The organism is Pseudomonas sp. Irchel s3b6 (assembly GCF_900187415.1).
GTDB lineage: Bacteria > Pseudomonadota > Gammaproteobacteria > Pseudomonadales > Pseudomonadaceae > Aquipseudomonas.
In genome coordinates this window covers 106,872-124,139 of record NZ_FYDM01000010.1, presented here as the reverse complement: position 1 = coordinate 124,139, position 17,268 = coordinate 106,872, and the positions used below count along the sequence as shown (strand labels likewise).

The window sequence follows — 17,268 nt, the reverse complement described above, 5'->3', positions numbered from 1 at the left end:
CACACCGCCAAAGGCACCGAAAGGTGCCTTTGGCATATCTGGCAACGGCAAACATGCATTGCCCAGTGTCACTCAACACACTCTGTCTGATAACGTGCGCCTATCGATTGCAGCCGGTATGCTTGGCTCGCAACTTCATGGACGCCCGCTATGACCCTCACAGAATTACGCTACATCGTTACCCTCGCCCAAGAGCAGCATTTCGGTCATGCGGCCGAGCGTTGCCACGTCAGCCAGCCGACCCTGTCGGTGGGCGTGAAAAAGCTTGAAGACGAACTCGGTGTGCTGATTTTCGAGCGCAGCAAAAGCGCGGTGCGCCTGACCCCCGTCGGTGAAGGCATCGTCGCCCAGGCGCAAAAGGTGCTGGAGCAGGCCCAAGGCATCCGTGAACTGGCCCAGGCCGGTAAAAACCAGCTGACCGCCCCGCTGAAAGTCGGCGCCATCTATACCGTCGGCCCGTACCTGTTCCCGCACCTGATCCCCCAACTGCACCGGGTCGCCCCGCAGATGCCGTTGTACATCGAAGAAAACTTCACCCACGTGCTGCGCGACAAACTGCGTAACGGCGAGCTGGATGCCATCATCATTGCCCTGCCGTTCAACGAAGCCGACGTGCTGACCCTGCAACTCTACGACGAGCCGTTCTACGTCCTGATGCCGGCCCAGCACCCGTGGACCCAGAAAGACACCATCGACGCCAGCCTGCTCAACGACAAGAGCCTGTTGCTGCTGGGCGAAGGCCACTGCTTCCGCGATCAGGTACTCGAAGCGTGCCCGACCCTGGCCAAGGGTAACGACGGCGCCAAGCACACCACGGTCGAGTCCAGCTCGCTGGAAACCATTCGGCACATGGTCGCCTCGGGCCTGGGCATCTCGATCCTGCCGCTCTCGGCGGTCGACAGCCACCACTACGCCCCCGGCGTGATCGAAGTGCGCCCATTGACGCCACCGGTACCGTTCCGCACCGTGGCCATCGCCTGGCGCGCCAGCTTCCCACGCCCGAAAGCAATTGAAATCCTCGCTGACTCGATCCGTCTCTGTTCGGTGGCCAAGCCGACAGCGGTCGCAGGTTAAGCTTCAGCCATGACTGAGTTGTCGCACGTGTCGGTCACGGCACTCAAGGGTGTCGGCGAGGCCATGGCCGAAAAGCTGGCCAAGGTCGGCCTGGAGAACCTGCAGGACGTCCTGTTCCATCTGCCGCTGCGCTACCAGGACCGCACCCGCGTGGTCCCTATTGGCCACTTGCGCCCGGGACAGGACGCCGTGATCGAAGGCACCGTCAGCGGTGCCGACGTGGTCATGGGCCGGCGGCGCAGCCTGGTAGTGCGCTTGCAGGACGGCACCGGGGGCCTGAGCCTGCGCTTCTATCACTTCAGCAACGCACAAAAGGAAGGCCTGAAACGTGGCACCCGCGTGCGCTGCTATGGCGAAGCCCGGCCCGGCGCTTCGGGGCTTGAGATCTACCACCCGGAATACCGCGCCATCACCGGCGACGAACCACCGCCCGTCGATGAAACCCTGACCCCGGTCTACCCGCTCACCGAAGGCCTGACCCAACAACGCTTGCGCCAACTGTGCCAGCAAACCCTGACCCTGCTCGGCCCCAGCAGCCTGCCTGACTGGTTGCCCGCCGAACTGGCAAGGGACTACCAACTGGCGCCGCTGGCCGATGCGATCCACTACCTGCATCACCCCCCGGCCGATGCTGACGTCGATGAACTCGCTCTCGGTCATCACTGGGCGCAGCATCGCCTGGCCTTCGAAGAATTGCTGACCCACCAACTGTCGCAACAACGCCTGCGCGAAAGCATGCGCGCGTTGCGGGCACCGGCCATGCCCAAGGCCACCCGGCTGCCGGCTCGGTACCTGGCCAACCTGGGCTTTGCGCCGACTGGCGCGCAGCAACGGGTGGGCAATGAAATTGCCTACGACCTGAGCCAGCACGAACCCATGCTGCGGCTGATCCAGGGCGACGTCGGCGCCGGCAAGACCGTGGTTGCCGCCCTCGCCGCCCTGCAGGCGCTGGAGGCCGGTTACCAGGTGGCCTTGATGGCGCCCACCGAGATCCTCGCCGAACAACACTTCATCACCTTCAAGCGCTGGCTCGAACCGCTGGGCCTGGAAGTCGCCTGGCTGGCCGGCAAGCTCAAGGGCAAGCATCGGGTCGCGGCGCTGGAGCAAATCGCCAATGGCACGCCAATGGTGGTCGGCACCCACGCGCTGTTCCAGGACGAAGTGCAGTTCAAGAACCTCGCCCTGGTCATCATCGACGAGCAGCACCGCTTTGGTGTTCAGCAGCGCCTGGCCCTGCGGCAGAAAGGCGTTGGCGGACGGATGTGCCCCCACCAGTTGATCATGACCGCCACGCCGATTCCGCGGACCCTGGCAATGAGTGCCTACGCCGACCTCGACACTTCGATCCTCGACGAACTGCCGCCCGGCCGTACCCCGGTCAACACTGTGCTGGTCACCGACACTCGTCGTGTCGAGGTCATCGAACGGGTTCGCAGTGCCTGCGCCGAGGGCCGCCAGGCCTATTGGGTGTGTACGCTGATTGAAGAGTCTGAAGAGTTGACCTGCCAGGCCGCCGAGACCACCTTCGAGGACCTCACCAGCGCCCTCGAAGGGCTGAAGGTCGGCCTGATCCATGGCCGCATGAAACCCGCCGAGAAGGCTGCCGTCATGGCCGAATTCAAGGTTGGCGCCTTGCAACTGCTGGTGGCGACCACCGTGATCGAAGTCGGTGTCGACGTACCCAACGCCAGCTTGATGATTATCGAAAACCCCGAGCGCCTGGGGCTTGCCCAACTGCACCAGTTGCGCGGCCGGGTTGGCCGGGGCAGTGCCGCCAGTCACTGTGTGCTGCTCTACCATCCGCCGCTGTCACAAATCGGCCGGCAGCGCCTGGGGATCATGCGTGAGACCAACGACGGTTTCGTCATCGCCGAGAAAGACCTCGAACTGCGCGGCCCCGGTGAAATGCTCGGCACCCGGCAAACCGGCCTGCTGCAATTCAAGGTCGCCGACCTGATGCGCGACGCCGACCTGCTGCCGGCCGTGCGTGATGCCGCACAAGCGCTGCTGGAGCGCTGGCCGCACCACGTCAGCCCCCTGCTCGACCGCTGGTTGCGCCATGGCCAGCAATACGGCCAAGTGTGACGCACCGCTCAGTTAAAGAACCAATGGCCTGACCAAGCTGGTTATACTCTTGAAATTGTAGGAAAAACGGATACAGACCATGACTGAAGTCGCTCTCGCTACGGAAACCCCGCACGCCCCGTCTGTTATCCGGCTGCTGCTTGGCAAACTCGACATCAGCTATACCGAAGTCCTCGATCGCCCGGGCCTCAACGCCGAGCGCAAGGTTCAAGCGGTGTTGCTCGATGACGCCATCGGCGCCCTCATGGTGCTGTTCCCTCAAAGCCAGTTGCTGGACCTCAACCGCCTGGCCGAACTCACCGGACGCCGGCTCACTGCCGTACCGGTCGAACGCCTGGAGCGCATGCTCGGCAAACACAACCTGAGCCTTCTGCCAGGCTTGCCAGCACTGACCAGCTCACCGTGCCTGTACGAAGAAAGCCTGCTGCGCCAACCTTTACTGCTGATCAACTCGGGCGAGCCTGGCGTGCTGCTGGAGATCACCAGCGAAGACTTCAAGACCATGCTGACCAAGGCCAGCGCCGCGAACTTCGGCGAGACCCTGAGCCGCATCCGCCCGAACCTCGACCGCCCAGATGATGACCGCGAGGAAATCACCCAGGCCGTGCAGGCCTTCACCGCACGGCGCATCCAGCAGCGCCTGGAAGCGACCATCGAGATTCCACCGCTGGCCGAAACCGCGCAGAAGATCATCAAGCTGCGGGTCGACCCCAACGCCACCATCGACGACATCACCGACGTGGTGGAAACCGACCCGGCTCTGGCTGCGCAAGTGGTGAGCTGGGCAGCATCGCCCTACTACGCCTCACCCGGCAAGATTCGTTCAGTGGAAGACGCGATCGTCCGCGTGCTGGGCTTTGACCTGGTGATCAACCTGGCCCTCGGCCTGGCCCTGGGCAAGACCCTGAGCCTGCCCAAGGACCACCCGCAACAGACCACGCCGTACTGGCAGCAATCAATCTACACCGCGGCGGTCATCGAAGGCCTGACCCGCGCCATGCCGCGCGCCCAGCGCCCGGAAACCGGCCTGACGTACCTGGCCGGCCTGCTGCACAATTTTGGCTACCTGTTGCTGGCCCACGTCTTCCCGCCGCACTTTTCGCTGATCTGCCGGCACCTGGAGGTCAACCCGCACCTGTGCCACAGCTACGTCGAACAGCATCTGCTGGGCATCAGCCGTGAACAGATCGGTGCCTGGTTGATGCGTTACTGGGACATGCCCGAAGAGCTCTCCACCGCCCTGCGCTTCCAGCACGACCCAGCCTACGACGGCGACTATGCCGAGTACCCGAATCTGGTATGCCTGGCCGTGCGCCTGCTGCGCAGCCGTGGCGTCGGCTCCGGTCCGGACGCCGCCATCCCCGACGACCTGCTCGAGCGCCTGGGCCTGACCCGCGACAAAGCCGAAGACGTGGTCAGCAAAGTACTGGAAGCCGAAGTACTGCTGCGCGAACTGGCGTCGCAGTTCTCCCAGCACTGAAAGCACTCGCGAGAAAGCGGGGTGGCGCACGGCCCGCGCTCACAGGGAAAAACCCAATCCTGTGGGCAATGCTGTTCAATTAAGCAAACGCCGACCTTAGGTAGGAGCGAGCGCGCTCGCGATGGACGTCAACGATAACGCGTGTTTTCTGGGTAACCGCGTTGCTCTGGAGTCCATCGCGAGCGCGCTCGCTCCTACAACGGCGGTTTCATCCCCTTAACTGAACAGCATTGCAATCCCGTGGGAGCGGGCCGGGCGGCGCTCCGCTTGCCCGCGAGGAATCCACTGCGGTCTAACCGAAATACCTCACGCCTTGGGCTTGGCCTTGCGTGGCTTCAAGTACTTGGTCAACCCCTGGAACCACATCACCAGCGCCGGGTTGCCCTTGATCTGGATCGACTTGTCCTGAATGCCGGTCATGAACGCCAACTGCTTGTTCTTGGCCTGCATCGTGGCGAAGCCGTAGGTGGCGTCCTTGAAGGCAATGGCAAAAGCAGGCTCGGCATACACCCCGGACTTGCTGGTGATGCGCTGATCCTTCACCACGAAGTGCCGCGCCACCTTGCCGTCGAGTGTCTGCAACTGGAACACCAGGTCCTTGTCACCCAACTGTTGCTGAAATGCCGGATTGGTCCGACTGGCCTTACCCATCAGCAAACCCAGCATCCACAAAAGAAAACGAAATTTCATGCTCAAGCCCCACAGGAAAAAATGAACGCTGGCGCAGTGTAGCGATTTCAAACAGGAACACCACTGTTGTGCAGTGTTAGGAGAAGATGATGGGGTTTTTACGGACAATGACTACCAAGTCACGCTGATCTTCGTGGCCGAATAACCGAAACCGCTGGTTGTTCAGCCACAAAAAATGGGCACCCAACCTGGTTGGCGTGCCCATTTTTCAATCCTGCTCACCCGCCAGGCGGGTTGCCGGTGTCTTACGGATTGACGCTGTCTTTCAGCGATTTTCCTGGCTTGAAGGCAACGGTGTTGCTGGCTTTGATTTTGACTGGCTCACCGGTTTGCGGGTTTTTGCCGGTGCGGGCACCGCGGTGGCGTTGCAGGAACGTACCGAAGCCCACCAGGGTGACGCTGTCTTTACGGTGCAGAGCGCCGGTGATTTCTTCGAGAACAGCGTTGAGAACGCGGTTGGCCTGCTCTTTGGTGAGGTCTGCTTTTTCAGCAATTGCAGCGGCGAGTTCTGGTTTACGCATTAGTGAAGCCCCTTTGACGGTTTTTTGTTGTTATGTCCGTGCTGCCCGAATGGAACAGCGCCCAAGGCGCCGCAGGCTCTACTCTGCGGCAGACGGGAGTGAGGATGGCACGCGGTTACGGGCCGCGCCAGTCTCGGCGCCACCTTTGTAAGGGCAAAAGCGGGGTGATTCCGACAGAACGACCAGTATTTATGCCAGAAGGGCCGGAAGCTCCTTGTTTAGAGCCAATTTGTCCATCACCGCCGACCCTGTCAGGGCGTAGCCCAGCAGTTTCCCGTGGGTATCCCGGCACAACGCCTTGATGTCAGAGCCCTGCCCTTCGACCGTCCAGACACCCTCGCAACCCCGTGGTGGCGGGGAAACCACCAGTGGGCAGACCGGGGTTTTCACTGTGATCGGCATGGCACCGTAGCTGACCGCGGTCGGGTTACCGGCCAGGGTTTGTGCCAGCGCACGGGCGCAGCTCATCAGGGGCATGACATACAGTAAATTCAGGCCATCGACCTCGGCACAATCGCCCAGTGCGTAGATGTTGGCGTGAGACGTTTTCAGGAGGCGATCAACCACCACGCCCCGATTGGTCTGCAACCCGGCAGCGGCCGCCAGGTCGACACGCGGACGCAGGCCAATGGCCGACACCACCACATCACACGGGATCACCTGACCATCGGACAAGTGCCCTTCGAATCCATCAGCGGTGCGCTGCAATCGATTGAGGACCGGCCCCAGATGGAATTTCGCCCCCAGCCCCTCCAGCCCGGCCTGTACGGCGGCGGCAGCGGCCGGGTGCAACAGTGTCGGCATGACTTGTTCGCACGGCGCCACCAGTTGCACCTCGTAGCCGCCGAGGATCAGGTCATTGGCAAACTCACAACCGATCAGACCGGCGCCCAACAGCAGCACCCGACGCTTGCCCGACGCGGCCGCACGAAAGCGTGCGTAGTCTTCGAGGTCGTTGATCGGGAAGATCGCTTCTGGGGCATCCCCTTCCACCGGCACTCGCACGGTCTCGGCGCCCCAGGCCAGGATCAGGTCGCGATAGGCCACGGCTTCTTCGCCGATCCACAGGCGCTTGTGGCCCGGGTCGATGCCGCTGATGCGCGTATGGGTCCGCACCTCGGCCTTGAGTTGCTCGGCCATCGCGCCGGGCTCAGCCATGCTCAGGCCATCGGCGTCCTTGTTCTTGCCAAAGCCGGTGGAGAGCATCGGCTTGGAGTAGGAGCGGCCGTCATCTGCGGTAATCAGCAACAGCGGGGTTTCGCCATCCAGTTTGCGAAACTCCCGGGCCAGGTTGTAGCCAGCCAGCCCAGTGCCAACGATCACGACAGGTGCGTTCATTCCTTACTCCTCTTGAGTCTTAGTTGATTTCAATCATTTCGAAATCCATCTTGCCTACGCCGCAGTCCGGGCACAGCCAGTCTTCGGGCACATCCTGCCACAGGGTACCCGGTGCGATGCCGTCATCCGGCCAGCCGTCGGCTTCGTTGTAAATCAGCCCACAGACCACGCATTGCCACTTCTTCATTACTTGCTTCCTCAGGTTCTCAAGCTTTTTGCAGGCCGGACGGTCGCCAGGTAAAGGTCCGCCCTCCGGCTCAGGGCGTCTTGTACTGATCGAGACCGGCAGATGCAAGCCCGTTCGACGCCGCAACCCCGCCAGACCAGCCAATCCCGGCCACCAACATGGTAAGCTCACCGCCTCATTTGCTGCCAATAATGACTCACTGTGCCGCACTCAAACCCCCTGCCCCCTGCTCCGTTGTGGCTGACACACAGCCAGCTGACGCCCCTTCCCGATGCCCCAACCCTCGACTGGCTGCTCGATGAAGGCTCGCTCACTCGCCGCCTGACCCGTTTGTCGGATGACGGCTTCAGCGTGACGCCGCTGTTCGAAGGCTGGCAGCCACTGCGCGCCGATGAGTGCGCGGCACTGGACCTGCCGGAGGGCAGCGATGGCTGGGTGCGCGAGGTCTATTTGCGCGGCCACGGCCAGGCCTGGGTATTTGCTCGCAGCGTCGCGGCACGCAGTTCGTTGCGCGATGGCGGGTTGAATATGGATGAGCTGGGCAGCCGCTCATTGGGCGAACTGCTGTTTTGCGACCAGGCGTTCCAGCGCCGTGCCATCGAGGTGTGTCACTACCCACTGCAATGGCTGCCGAAAGCAGCCCAAACCCCCGAGCTGTGGGGCCGGCGTTCGCGTTTTGATCGGGGAGGCCTGAGCGTGCTGGTCGCCGAGGTATTCCTGCCGGCGCTGTGGCAGGCCGTCAATCTGGATGGGGATCATCGCTGATGTACCAGAGTCTGCTCAAATCACTGAATCGCCTGAACCCGCGCGCCTGGGACTTCATTCAGTTGACGCGCATGGACAAGCCGATTGGCATTTACCTGCTGCTCTGGCCAACCCTGTGGGCGCTGTGGATTGCTGGCAAAGGCTCGCCGTCGCTGGCCAACATTGCGATTTTCGTCCTCGGCGTGGTGTTGACCCGCGCCGGCGGCTGCGTGATCAACGACTGGGCCGACCGCAAGGTCGACGGCCATGTGAAGCGCACCGCACAACGGCCGCTGGCCGCCGGCAGGATCAGCTCCAGGGAAGCGCTGGTGTTCTTCGCCCTGCTGATGGGCGTAAGTTTCCTGCTGGTGCTGTGCACCAACGCGCCCACGGTCTGGTTGTCGTTCGGTGGCCTGGCCCTGGCCGCCACCTACCCGTTCATGAAGCGCTACACCTATTACCCGCAAGTGGTACTGGGCGCGGCGTTTTCCTGGGGCATGCCGATGGCGTTCACCGCCGAAACCGGTGAACTGCCGGCCAGTGCCTGGCTGCTATGGATTGCCAATCTGCTGTGGACGGTGGGCTACGACACCTACTACGCCATGACCGACCGCGATGACGATCTGAAAATCGGCGTGAAATCCACGGCGATCCTGTTTGGCGATGCCGACCGGGTGATCATTCTCACCCTGCAATTACTGGCGCTGGCCTGCCTGATGCTGGCCGGCTCGACATTCGAGTTGGGCGGCTGGTTCCACCTCGGCTTGCTGGCGGCGGCCGGGTGTTTTGCCTGGGAATTCTGGTACACCCGCGACAGGGATCGTCTCAAGTGCTTCCAGGCATTCCTGCACAACCACTGGGCCGGGTTGGCGATTTTCGTCGGGATCGTGCTGGACTACGCGCTGCGCTGACGGGTGCGCCGTAGGTAGCAGCTGGCACAGCCAGCTGCTACCAGCCCGGCAGCCGTTACTTCTGCGACTCGTGAACGACGTGCCAGACGCTCTTCATACCGTCGCCTTTCATTTCTCCAGGTTTTTCGTCTTTGACAAAGGTGTACAGCGGCTTGCCGTCGTACGCCCACTGCATCATGCCGTCGTCACGCTTGATGACCGACCATTTACCGTCCGCCTTGGCATCTGCCGGGGCCATCATCGGCGGCCAGTTTTTGGCACACTCACCACTGCACATCGACTTGCCACCTGCGTCCTGGTCGAACGTGTACACCGTCATGCCCTTGTGATCGACCATCATGCCGCCTTTCATCATTGCCGGATCGGCGGCGAAGGCCATGGAGGGCAATGCCAATGCGGCTGCCAGTGCCAAGGCTTTAAAGGATTGAGCGTAATGAGTCATGGAACCTTCCTTTGTGGTTGTCAGGATTCGGACTTAAAGCGTAGTTCAGGATCGCGGCAATCGCAGAGGCACTAAAATACTGTCACACGACTGCAATAATTCCGTTATCTAATGCGGCGCAAGACAGTTAAATGACAAGAGGAGAAAGGCATGGTTGGCAGGAGCATTCTGATCGTCGACGACGAAGCGCCCATTCGCGAAATGATCGCCGTTGCGTTGGAAATGGCTGGTTATGACTGCCTGGAGGCCGAGAATTCGCAACAGGCCCATGCCATCATCATCGACCGCAAGCCCGACCTGATCCTGCTCGACTGGATGCTGCCCGGCACCTCTGGCATCGAACTGGCCCGACGCCTCAAGCGCGATGAGCTGACCGGGGACATCCCGATCATCATGCTCACGGCCAAGGGCGAAGAGGACAACAAGATCCAGGGCCTGGAAGTGGGCGCCGATGACTACATCACCAAACCCTTTTCACCACGCGAACTGGTCGCGCGCCTGAAGGCGGTGTTGCGTCGCACTGGCCCCAGCGATGGCGAAGCGCCGATTGAAGTCGGTGGCTTGCTGCTGGACCCGATCAGCCACCGCGTGACCATCGACGGCAGCCCGGCCGAGATGGGCCCGACCGAATATCGCCTGCTGCAGTTTTTCATGACCCACCAGGAGCGCGCCTACACCCGTGGCCAACTGCTGGACCAAGTCTGGGGTGGCAATGTGTATGTCGAAGAGCGCACCGTCGATGTGCATATCCGTCGCCTACGCAAAGCCCTGGGTGATGCCTACGAGAATCTGGTACAAACCGTGCGCGGCACTGGCTATCGTTTTTCGACCAAGGCCTGATAGCGGTAGCTGCAAGCGTTAAGCTACAAACGGAAAGCTGGATGCCGCTTGTAGCTTGCTGCTTGAGACTTGTCGCTGCCCCACATTCAAGGACGCATATTTTCCGTGAACCAAAACTGGCATGGCACCCTGATCCGCCACATGCTGTTGCTGGTCACCGGCTGCCTGGTAATCGGCCTGATCACAGGCTACTACGGCTGGAGCCTGGCCGCGGGCCTGGGCATCTACCTGGCCTGGACCCTCAAGCAATTGTTGCGTCTGCACGAGTGGCTGCGACTGCACAAGCCTGACGAGGCGCCGCCCGATGGCTACGGCCTGTGGGGCGAAGTATTCGACAGCATCTACCACCTGCAGCGCCGCGATCAGCGTGTGCGCGGACGCCTGCAAGCGGTGATCGACCGGGTCCAGGAATCCACCGCAGCGCTCAAAGATGCGGTGGTCATGCTCGACAGCGACGGCAACCTGGAGTGGTGGAACCGCGCCGCCGAAACCTTGCTCGGCCTCAAGACACCACAGGACAGTGGACAGCCGGTGACCAACCTGGTGCGCCACCCGCGCTTCAAGGAATACTTCGAGCAGGACAGCTACGCCGAGCCGCTGGAAATTCCGTCACCGACCAATGACCGGGTGCGCATTCAGCTGTACATCACCCGCTACGGCAACAATGAGCACCTGATGTTGGTACGCGACGTGACGCGCATCCATCAGCTGGAGCAAATGCGCAAAGACTTCATCGCCAACGTTTCCCATGAACTGCGCACGCCATTGACGGTGATCAGTGGCTATCTGGAGACCCTGCTCGACAACGTCGAAGACGTGAACCCGCGCTGGACCCGCGCACTGCAGCAGATGCAGCAGCAAGGCGGGCGCATGCAAACCTTGCTCAATGACTTGCTGTTGCTGGCCAAACTTGAAGCCACCGATTACCCGTCAGACAACCAGCCTGTCGCCATCGACGGCCTGCTGCAGTCGATCAAGAGCGACGCGGTGGCGTTGTCCGCGCAGCGCAATCAGAAGATCACGCTGGAAGCTGACCCGTCCATCCAGCTCAAGGGCAGTGAAGCCGAATTGCGCAGCGCGTTTTCCAACCTGGTGTTCAACGCCGTGAAGTACACCCCGGCCGAAGGCAACATCCGCATCCGCTGGTGGGGCGATGAGCACGGCGCGCACCTGAGCGTGCAAGACTCCGGGATCGGCATCGACAACAAACACCTGCCGCGCCTGACCGAACGCTTCTACCGCGTAGATTCCAGCCGCAACTCCAATACGGGCGGCACCGGGCTTGGCCTGGCGATCGTGAAGCACGTTCTGTTGCGCCACCGTGCACGCATGGAGATCAGCAGCGTTCCGGGTCATGGCAGCACATTCACCTGCCATTTCGTGCCCGCGCAGGTCACAAAATTGCGCGCCGGCAGCCTGACCGACTAGCCCTACAACCCACTTACCTCTAGGCAAGCCCCCTGTCAGCCGCTACATTGGTTGACTTGGGCCTGCCTTTCAGGCTCGTAGATCCCCCTTTTTTTCGACAATACGGAACCCGCAAAACCCCATCATGGACCCTTCCCCTGGCTTGTCCCTCGCAACACTCTTCGCCGACTTCGGCATGATTCTTTTTGCACTGATCCTGGTTCTGCTCAACGGCTTCTTCGTTGCCGCTGAATTTGCCATGGTCAAATTGCGCTCGACCCGGGTCGAGGCCATCGCTGACAAGAACGGCTGGCGCGGGCACATCCTGCGCACGGTGCACAGTCAGCTCGACGCTTACCTCTCGGCCTGCCAACTGGGCATCACCCTCGCGTCTCTGGGACTGGGCTGGGTCGGTGAGCCGGCGTTTGCCCACATTCTCGAGCCCGTCCTGAGCGCCGTCGGCGTCGACTCGCCGGAAGTGGTCAAGGGCGTGTCGTTCTTTACCGCCTTCTTCATCATTTCGTACCTGCACATCGTGGTGGGTGAATTGGCCCCGAAATCCTGGGCCATCCGCAAGCCCGAGCTGCTGTCGCTGTGGACAGCGGTGCCGCTGTACCTGTTCTACTGGGCCATGTACCCGGCCATCTACTTGCTCAACGCCAGCGCCAACACCATTTTGCGCATCGCAGGCCAAGGTGAACCCGGCCCGCACCACGAGCACCATTACAGCCGTGAAGAACTGAAACTGATCCTGCACTCCAGCCGTGGCCAGGACCCGAGCGACCAAGGCATGCGTGTACTCGCCTCGGCCGTGGAAATGGGCGAGCTGGAAGTGGTCGACTGGGCCAACTCCCGGGAAGACCTGGTCACACTGGAGTTCAACGCACCGCTGAAGGAAATCCTGGCGCTGTTCCGCCGTCATAAATTCAGCCGCTACCCGGTGTACGACAGCGAACGCCAGGAGTTCGTCGGCCTGCTACACATCAAGGACCTGCTGCTGGAACTGGCGGCCCTGGACCACATTCCAGAATCGTTCAACCTGGCGGAACTGACCCGCCCGCTGGAGCGCGTATCGCGGCACATGCCGCTGTCGCAACTGCTGGAACAGTTCCGCAAGGGCGGCTCGCACTTCGCCGTGGTGGAGGAAGCCGACGGCAATATCATCGGCTACCTGACCATGGAGGACGTGCTGGAAGTGCTGGTAGGCGACATCCAGGACGAACATCGCAAAGCCGAGCGCGGCATCCTGGCTTACCAGCCGGGCAAACTGCTGGTACGCGGTGACACCCCGCTGTTCAAGGTCGAACGGTTGCTGGGTATCGATCTGGATCACGTCGAAGCCGAAACCCTTGCCGGGCTGGTCTACGAAAGCCTCAAGCGCGTGCCGGAAGAGGAAGAAGTCCTGGAAGTCGAAGGCCTGCGGATCATCATCAAAAAGATGAAAGGTCCGAAAATTGTCCTGGCCAAGGTACTGATGCTCGACTGAGCCCGGGACCAATCACAATCAGGTTTCTGTGGTGAATGGACTACTGCCTGCCGAGCGCAAAGTTCGGCAGGCTGCCCACCGGCTGGCTGAACTGATACGGAATCGACACCAGCCCCAGCCCGGTATTGCGCTGCACCACGAAATGCAGATGGGGCCCGCTGCTGTTGCCGGTATTGCCCGACAGCGCCAATGCGCTGCCCACCCTTACCCGCTGGCCTTCCCGCACCCGGACCGAACCACGCTTGAGGTGCAGGTAAACCCCCATGGTTCCGTCGTCGTGCAGCACTCGCACAAAGTTGCCCGAGGGGTTGGTACCGCGCCCACTCTGACGGTTCTCGGTTTTCACCACGATGCCACCGCGCGCAGCAATGATCGGTGTGCCCTCGGGCATGGCGATGTCCATGGCATAGCGATTTTTGGGCCCATAGTGACTGTATCGGCCATTGGCGCCCTGACTCAGGCGAAACGGCCCACCCCGCCACGGCAGTGGATACCGATAGGCCAGCGTGGTACCTGAGGGGTCGCCCAGGGAATATTTGAGCTTGGGGATATAGGTCAGCGGCTTGCCGGCACGGATCGCCGTGAGCTGCACCAGGCGCGTATTGCTGCGCGCTGGCACTACCCGGCGGATCGGCTTCGCTGGCGCGCCCCTGACATTGTTCAGCCCGCGCACACTCAGCTCGACCTCTACCGGCGCATACAGGTCATTGCGCACAAACAGACTGTGGGTGCCCTTGTGTTTCTTTACCGAGAGATGGACCTGACGCTCGAGGCGTTCGTCCATCCGGTCGCGGAACACAAACACCTTGGCGCCACGGGAGGGTCGATCGCTGTAGGACACCACGCCATAGGCATCCTTGGACTTGTAAATAGTCACCGCCACGGCCGAGGTGGAGGCAATGAACAGGACACAAAGAACCAGCAATCGCGCGAGCATGGGCAAAGTTCTGTCGAGGAAGGCCTGGAAAGGAGCCTAGCAGCCAGAACTGACCCGCGTAGCGGGCAGATGTTTCAAATGATCGTTAGCACGCTCTGGGCGGGCATGCAGCCAGGGACGCTCTGCGCCCCAGCTTGAAACGGACGCGAAGCGTCCAGAGAGGCATTCCCACGCGGGAGCGTGGAACGATCGGCTTTAAAAATTATGCACCCGGTACGAAGTGCTTCTGCGCTGTGCCCCGGGCGATCAGGCGGGAGATATAGTCGAGTTTTTGCGCGTCCTGGTCGACGAAGCGAAAGGTCAGTTGCAGCCACTCGCTGTCAGGTTTCGGCTCGTGAGCGACGATAGCGTGCAGGTAACCGTTCAAGCGCGCGACTTCGGCGTTGTCGCCCTGCTCCAGGTCAAGCACGGCACTGTCGAGCACTTGCGGCAAAGTGTCGGTGCGTTTCACCACCAGCAGCGCTTCCTTGATGCTCAAGGCCTTGATCACGCATTGCTGTATGCCGCTTGGCAGGCGCAACTGACCCTGACCACGCCCACCAGCAACCGATGGCGCTGCTTTGACCGCAGGGCTGTTGAGCAAACCCTTGGCCGGCGCTGCAGCCGTGACTGGCGCGGCCGTGTTTTGCAGGTAGGCATTGGGTGCCGGAGCCGCCGTGGTAGACACTGCTGCCTTGCCGCCAGTCAGGGCATTGAGGGAATCGTTGCCGAACGCCGACGTCATCTTGGGCGGCGTACCGTTCATCAAGGCGTCAAGCTTGCCGACCTTGTTCAGGGCCTGCTTGACCTTGGTCAGCAATTGTTCGTTGGTGAACGGCTTGCTCACATAACCCGAGACACCCGCCTGGATCGCCTGGACCACGTTCTCCTTGTCGCCGCGGCTGGTGACCATTACGAACGGCATGGCCTTGAGTGCGTCCTGCTCACGGCACCAGGTCAGCAACTCAAGGCCGGACATTTCCGGCATTTCCCAGTCGCACAGCACCAGATCAAAGGTTTCGCGTGCCAGCAAGGCCTGGGCCTTTTTGCCGTTGACCGCGTCTTCGATGCGTATGCCCGGGAAGTAGTTACGCAGGCACTTTTTCATCAGGTCACGAATGAACGCAGCATCGTCCACGACCAACACACTGACCTTACTCATCGAACACCCCTTTTATAATCCCGACCAGCATAACGCCTGGCTGATGGCACTTCGCCAAAACTCTTCAGTCACGCCGGGACTTTTTCGTTCGCGGGTGCTTTGAAATCCAAAGGCCCAAACAAAAACGCCCGGCCAAAAGGCCGGGCGCTTTACGTGGGCAATCTTACTTATCGTCAGCTTCGCCCGGAACATTAGCTGTTTCACCGCTGGTGCCTTCAACTTCTTCTTTCATGCGCTTGAGGCCCATGTGACGCACATCCGTGCCGCGCACCAGGTAAATCACCAGCTCAGAGATGTTGCGCGCGTGGTCGCCGATACGCTCCAGCGAACGCAGGACCCAGATGATGTTCAACACCCGCGAGATAGAGCGAGGGTCTTCCATCATATAGGTCGCCAGCTCACGCAGCGCCGTCTTGTATTCACGGTCAATGATCTTGTCGTACTGGGCCACGGACAACGCCAGGTCGGCGTCGAATCGAGCGAAGGCATCCAGTGCATCACGCACCATGTTGCGCACCTGGTCACCGATGTGGCGCACTTCGACGTAACCCCGTGGCGCCTCGCCTTCTTCGCACAACTGAATGGCGCGGCGGGCGATCTTGGTGGCTTCGTCGCCGATGCGCTCCAGGTCGATCACCGACTTGGAGATGCTGATGATCAAGCGCAAGTCGGACGCCGCCGGCTGACGACGGGCCAGAATGCGCAGGCATTCTTCGTCGATGTTGCGTTCCATCTGGTTGATCTGGTCATCGATCTCGCGCACTTGCTGGGCCAGGCCCGAATCGGCCTCGATCAGCGCGGTCACCGCGTCGTTGACCTGTTTCTCGACCAGCCCGCCCATGGCCAACAGGTGACTGCGCACCTCTTCGAGCTCGGCGTTGAACTGCTGGGAGATGTGGTGGGTAAGGCCTTCCTTCGAAATCATCTTCTGCTCCGCGATAGCTGTGAGCTGCAAGCTACAAGCTGCAAGCTGTTTTGTGTCGTACTCGAACCGCTCTTACTTGCCGCTTGAAGCTTGCGGCTTGCAGCTGCTGCTAACCATACCGACCGGTGATGTAGTCTTCGGTCTGCTTCTTCGACGGATTGGTAAACAGGGTGTCGGTGTCGCCGAACTCCACCAGCTTGCCCATGTACATGAACGCCGTGTAATCGGAAACCCGGGCGGCTTGCTGCATGTTGTGGGTCACGATGACGATGGTGAACTTGGATTTGAGTTCGTAGATCAGTTCTTCGACTTTCAGCGTCGAGATCGGATCGAGTGCCGAGCACGGTTCGTCGAGCAACAGCACTTCCGGCTCCACGGCAATGGTGCGGGCAATCACCAGACGTTGCTGCTGGCCACCGGACAGGCCCAGTGCCGACTCATGCAGACGGTCCTTGACCTCGTCCCACAGGGCCGCACCTTTCAACGCCCACTCGACCGCTTCGTCGAGCACACGCTTTTTGTTGATGCCCTGGATACGCAGGCCGTAGACCACGTTTTCGTAGATGGTTTTCGGGAACGGGTTCGGCTTCTGGAACACCATGCCGACACGACGACGCAGCTCAGCCACGTCTTCGCCCTTGCGGTAGATGTTGTTGCCGTACAGGTTGATCTCGCCTTCTACGCGGCAACCGTCCACCAGGTCGTTCATGCGATTGAAGGTACGCAGCAGCGTGGATTTTCCGCAGCCGGACGGACCGATGAAAGCGGTCACGCGCTGCTTGGGAATATTCATGCTGACATCGAACAACGCTTGTTTGTCGCCGTAGTACAGGCTCAGGCCCGGCACTTCGATGGCCACGGTTTCCTGCTCGAGGTTCAGGCTCTGTTTGTCGCGACCCAGGGCCGACATGTTGATGCCGTGGGTATGTGCTTCGTGCTGCATGGGAGGCTCCCTGTGCTAACAAATTCGGTTCAGTGAGCCGCAAGCTCAAGCTTGCGGTTACATCATTCTTCCGTAGGAGCGAGCTTGCTCGCGAAGATGGAACAACCGACACAATTT

The 17,268-nt window shown here is 61.1% G+C and carries 17 protein-coding genes; 8 read left to right on the top strand and 9 right to left on the bottom strand.

Features of this window, described 5'->3' with window-relative positions; all coding sequences use genetic code 11:
- Positions 1-150: 150 nt before the first annotated feature.
- The 3 genes from CKW07_RS17670 to CKW07_RS17660 all read left to right on the top strand — a co-directional run bounded on the left by CKW07_RS17670 (position 151) and on the right by CKW07_RS17660 (position 4,639).
- Positions 151-1,074 carry a hydrogen peroxide-inducible genes activator gene (locus CKW07_RS17670; protein WP_095081272.1) on the top strand — a complete coding sequence of 308 codons (924 nt, stop codon included), beginning with the start codon at positions 151-153 and terminating at the stop codon, positions 1,072-1,074.
- A 9-nt stretch (positions 1,075-1,083) separates the two neighbouring features.
- Positions 1,084-3,159, top strand: coding sequence for an ATP-dependent DNA helicase RecG (recG, locus tag CKW07_RS17665; protein WP_095146302.1), 2,076 nt, complete (start codon positions 1,084-1,086; stop codon positions 3,157-3,159).
- A gap of 79 nt (positions 3,160-3,238) precedes the next feature.
- Entirely contained in the window at positions 3,239-4,639 is a 1,401-nt protein-coding gene (locus CKW07_RS17660; RefSeq protein ID WP_095146301.1) for an aminoacyl-tRNA deacylase and HDOD domain-containing protein, read from the top strand.
- Positions 4,640-4,945: 306 nt separating this feature from the next.
- Here the strand turns inward: CKW07_RS17660 and CKW07_RS17655 are convergent, their stop codons facing one another.
- The 4 genes from CKW07_RS17655 to CKW07_RS17640 form a co-directional block, all read right to left on the bottom strand.
- Positions 4,946-5,329, bottom strand: coding sequence for an SCP2 sterol-binding domain-containing protein (locus CKW07_RS17655; protein WP_095146300.1), 384 nt, complete (start codon positions 5,327-5,329; stop codon positions 4,946-4,948).
- A gap of 245 nt (positions 5,330-5,574) precedes the next feature.
- Positions 5,575-5,850, bottom strand: coding sequence for an HU family DNA-binding protein (locus CKW07_RS17650; RefSeq protein ID WP_003213368.1), 276 nt, complete (start codon positions 5,848-5,850; stop codon positions 5,575-5,577).
- A gap of 189 nt (positions 5,851-6,039) precedes the next feature.
- Positions 6,040-7,188, bottom strand: coding sequence for an NAD(P)/FAD-dependent oxidoreductase (locus CKW07_RS17645; RefSeq protein WP_095146299.1), 1,149 nt, complete (start codon positions 7,186-7,188; stop codon positions 6,040-6,042).
- A gap of 19 nt (positions 7,189-7,207) precedes the next feature.
- Positions 7,208-7,375, bottom strand: a complete 168-nt coding sequence (locus CKW07_RS17640; protein ID WP_007954349.1) for a rubredoxin — start codon at positions 7,373-7,375, stop codon at positions 7,208-7,210.
- Positions 7,376-7,576: 201 nt separating this feature from the next.
- Here CKW07_RS17640 and CKW07_RS17635 point away from each other — a divergent pair, with 201 nt between their 5' ends.
- Both CKW07_RS17635 and ubiA read left to right on the top strand, forming a co-directional pair.
- The gene (locus tag CKW07_RS17635; RefSeq protein ID WP_095146298.1) at positions 7,577-8,140 is read left to right on the top strand and encodes a chorismate lyase; all 564 of its coding nucleotides are present in this window, start codon (positions 7,577-7,579) and stop codon (positions 8,138-8,140) included.
- Positions 8,140-9,030: a 4-hydroxybenzoate octaprenyltransferase gene (gene ubiA, locus CKW07_RS17630; protein ID WP_095081260.1), complete on the top strand. Its 891-nt coding sequence runs from the start codon at positions 8,140-8,142 to the stop codon at positions 9,028-9,030. Before CKW07_RS17635 ends, ubiA begins: the two co-directional genes overlap by 1 nt.
- A gap of 55 nt (positions 9,031-9,085) precedes the next feature.
- Here ubiA and CKW07_RS17625 read toward each other — a convergent pair whose 3' ends face one another.
- Positions 9,086-9,472, bottom strand: coding sequence for a hypothetical protein (locus CKW07_RS17625; protein WP_095146297.1), 387 nt, complete (start codon positions 9,470-9,472; stop codon positions 9,086-9,088).
- Between the two features lie 150 nt (positions 9,473-9,622).
- Between CKW07_RS17625 and phoB the strand changes: the two genes are divergently transcribed.
- The 3 genes from phoB (at position 9,623) to CKW07_RS17610 (ending at position 13,205) form a co-directional block, all read left to right on the top strand.
- Entirely contained in the window at positions 9,623-10,312 is a 690-nt protein-coding gene (gene phoB / locus CKW07_RS17620; RefSeq protein WP_095146296.1) for a phosphate regulon transcriptional regulator PhoB, read from the top strand.
- Positions 10,313-10,453: 141 nt separating this feature from the next.
- Positions 10,454-11,740 (top strand): phosphate regulon sensor histidine kinase PhoR, encoded by a 1,287-nt coding sequence (gene phoR / locus CKW07_RS17615; RefSeq protein WP_256577062.1) that lies wholly within the window; start codon positions 10,454-10,456, stop codon positions 11,738-11,740.
- Between the two features lie 124 nt (positions 11,741-11,864).
- Positions 11,865-13,205: a hemolysin family protein gene (locus CKW07_RS17610; protein WP_095146295.1), complete on the top strand. Its 1,341-nt coding sequence runs from the start codon at positions 11,865-11,867 to the stop codon at positions 13,203-13,205.
- Between the two features lie 40 nt (positions 13,206-13,245).
- Here the strand turns inward: CKW07_RS17610 and CKW07_RS17605 are convergent, their stop codons facing one another.
- From CKW07_RS17605 to pstB, 4 genes are all read right to left on the bottom strand, one after another.
- Positions 13,246-14,142 (bottom strand): peptidoglycan DD-metalloendopeptidase family protein, encoded by an 897-nt coding sequence (locus CKW07_RS17605; RefSeq protein ID WP_095146294.1) that lies wholly within the window; start codon positions 14,140-14,142, stop codon positions 13,246-13,248.
- 202 nt (positions 14,143-14,344) lie between these two features.
- Positions 14,345-15,283 carry a response regulator gene (locus CKW07_RS17600; protein WP_095146293.1) on the bottom strand — a complete coding sequence of 313 codons (939 nt, stop codon included), beginning with the start codon at positions 15,281-15,283 and terminating at the stop codon, positions 14,345-14,347.
- A 163-nt stretch (positions 15,284-15,446) separates the two neighbouring features.
- On the bottom strand, positions 15,447-16,208 hold the full coding sequence (gene phoU / locus CKW07_RS17595) for a phosphate signaling complex protein PhoU (RefSeq protein ID WP_095081243.1): 762 nt from the start codon (positions 16,206-16,208) through the stop codon (positions 15,447-15,449).
- A 109-nt stretch (positions 16,209-16,317) separates the two neighbouring features.
- A complete protein-coding gene (gene pstB / locus CKW07_RS17590) occupies positions 16,318-17,151 on the bottom strand; it encodes a phosphate ABC transporter ATP-binding protein PstB (protein WP_095081241.1) in 834 nt (277 codons plus the stop codon).
- Between the last annotated feature and the right edge of the window lie 117 nt (positions 17,152-17,268).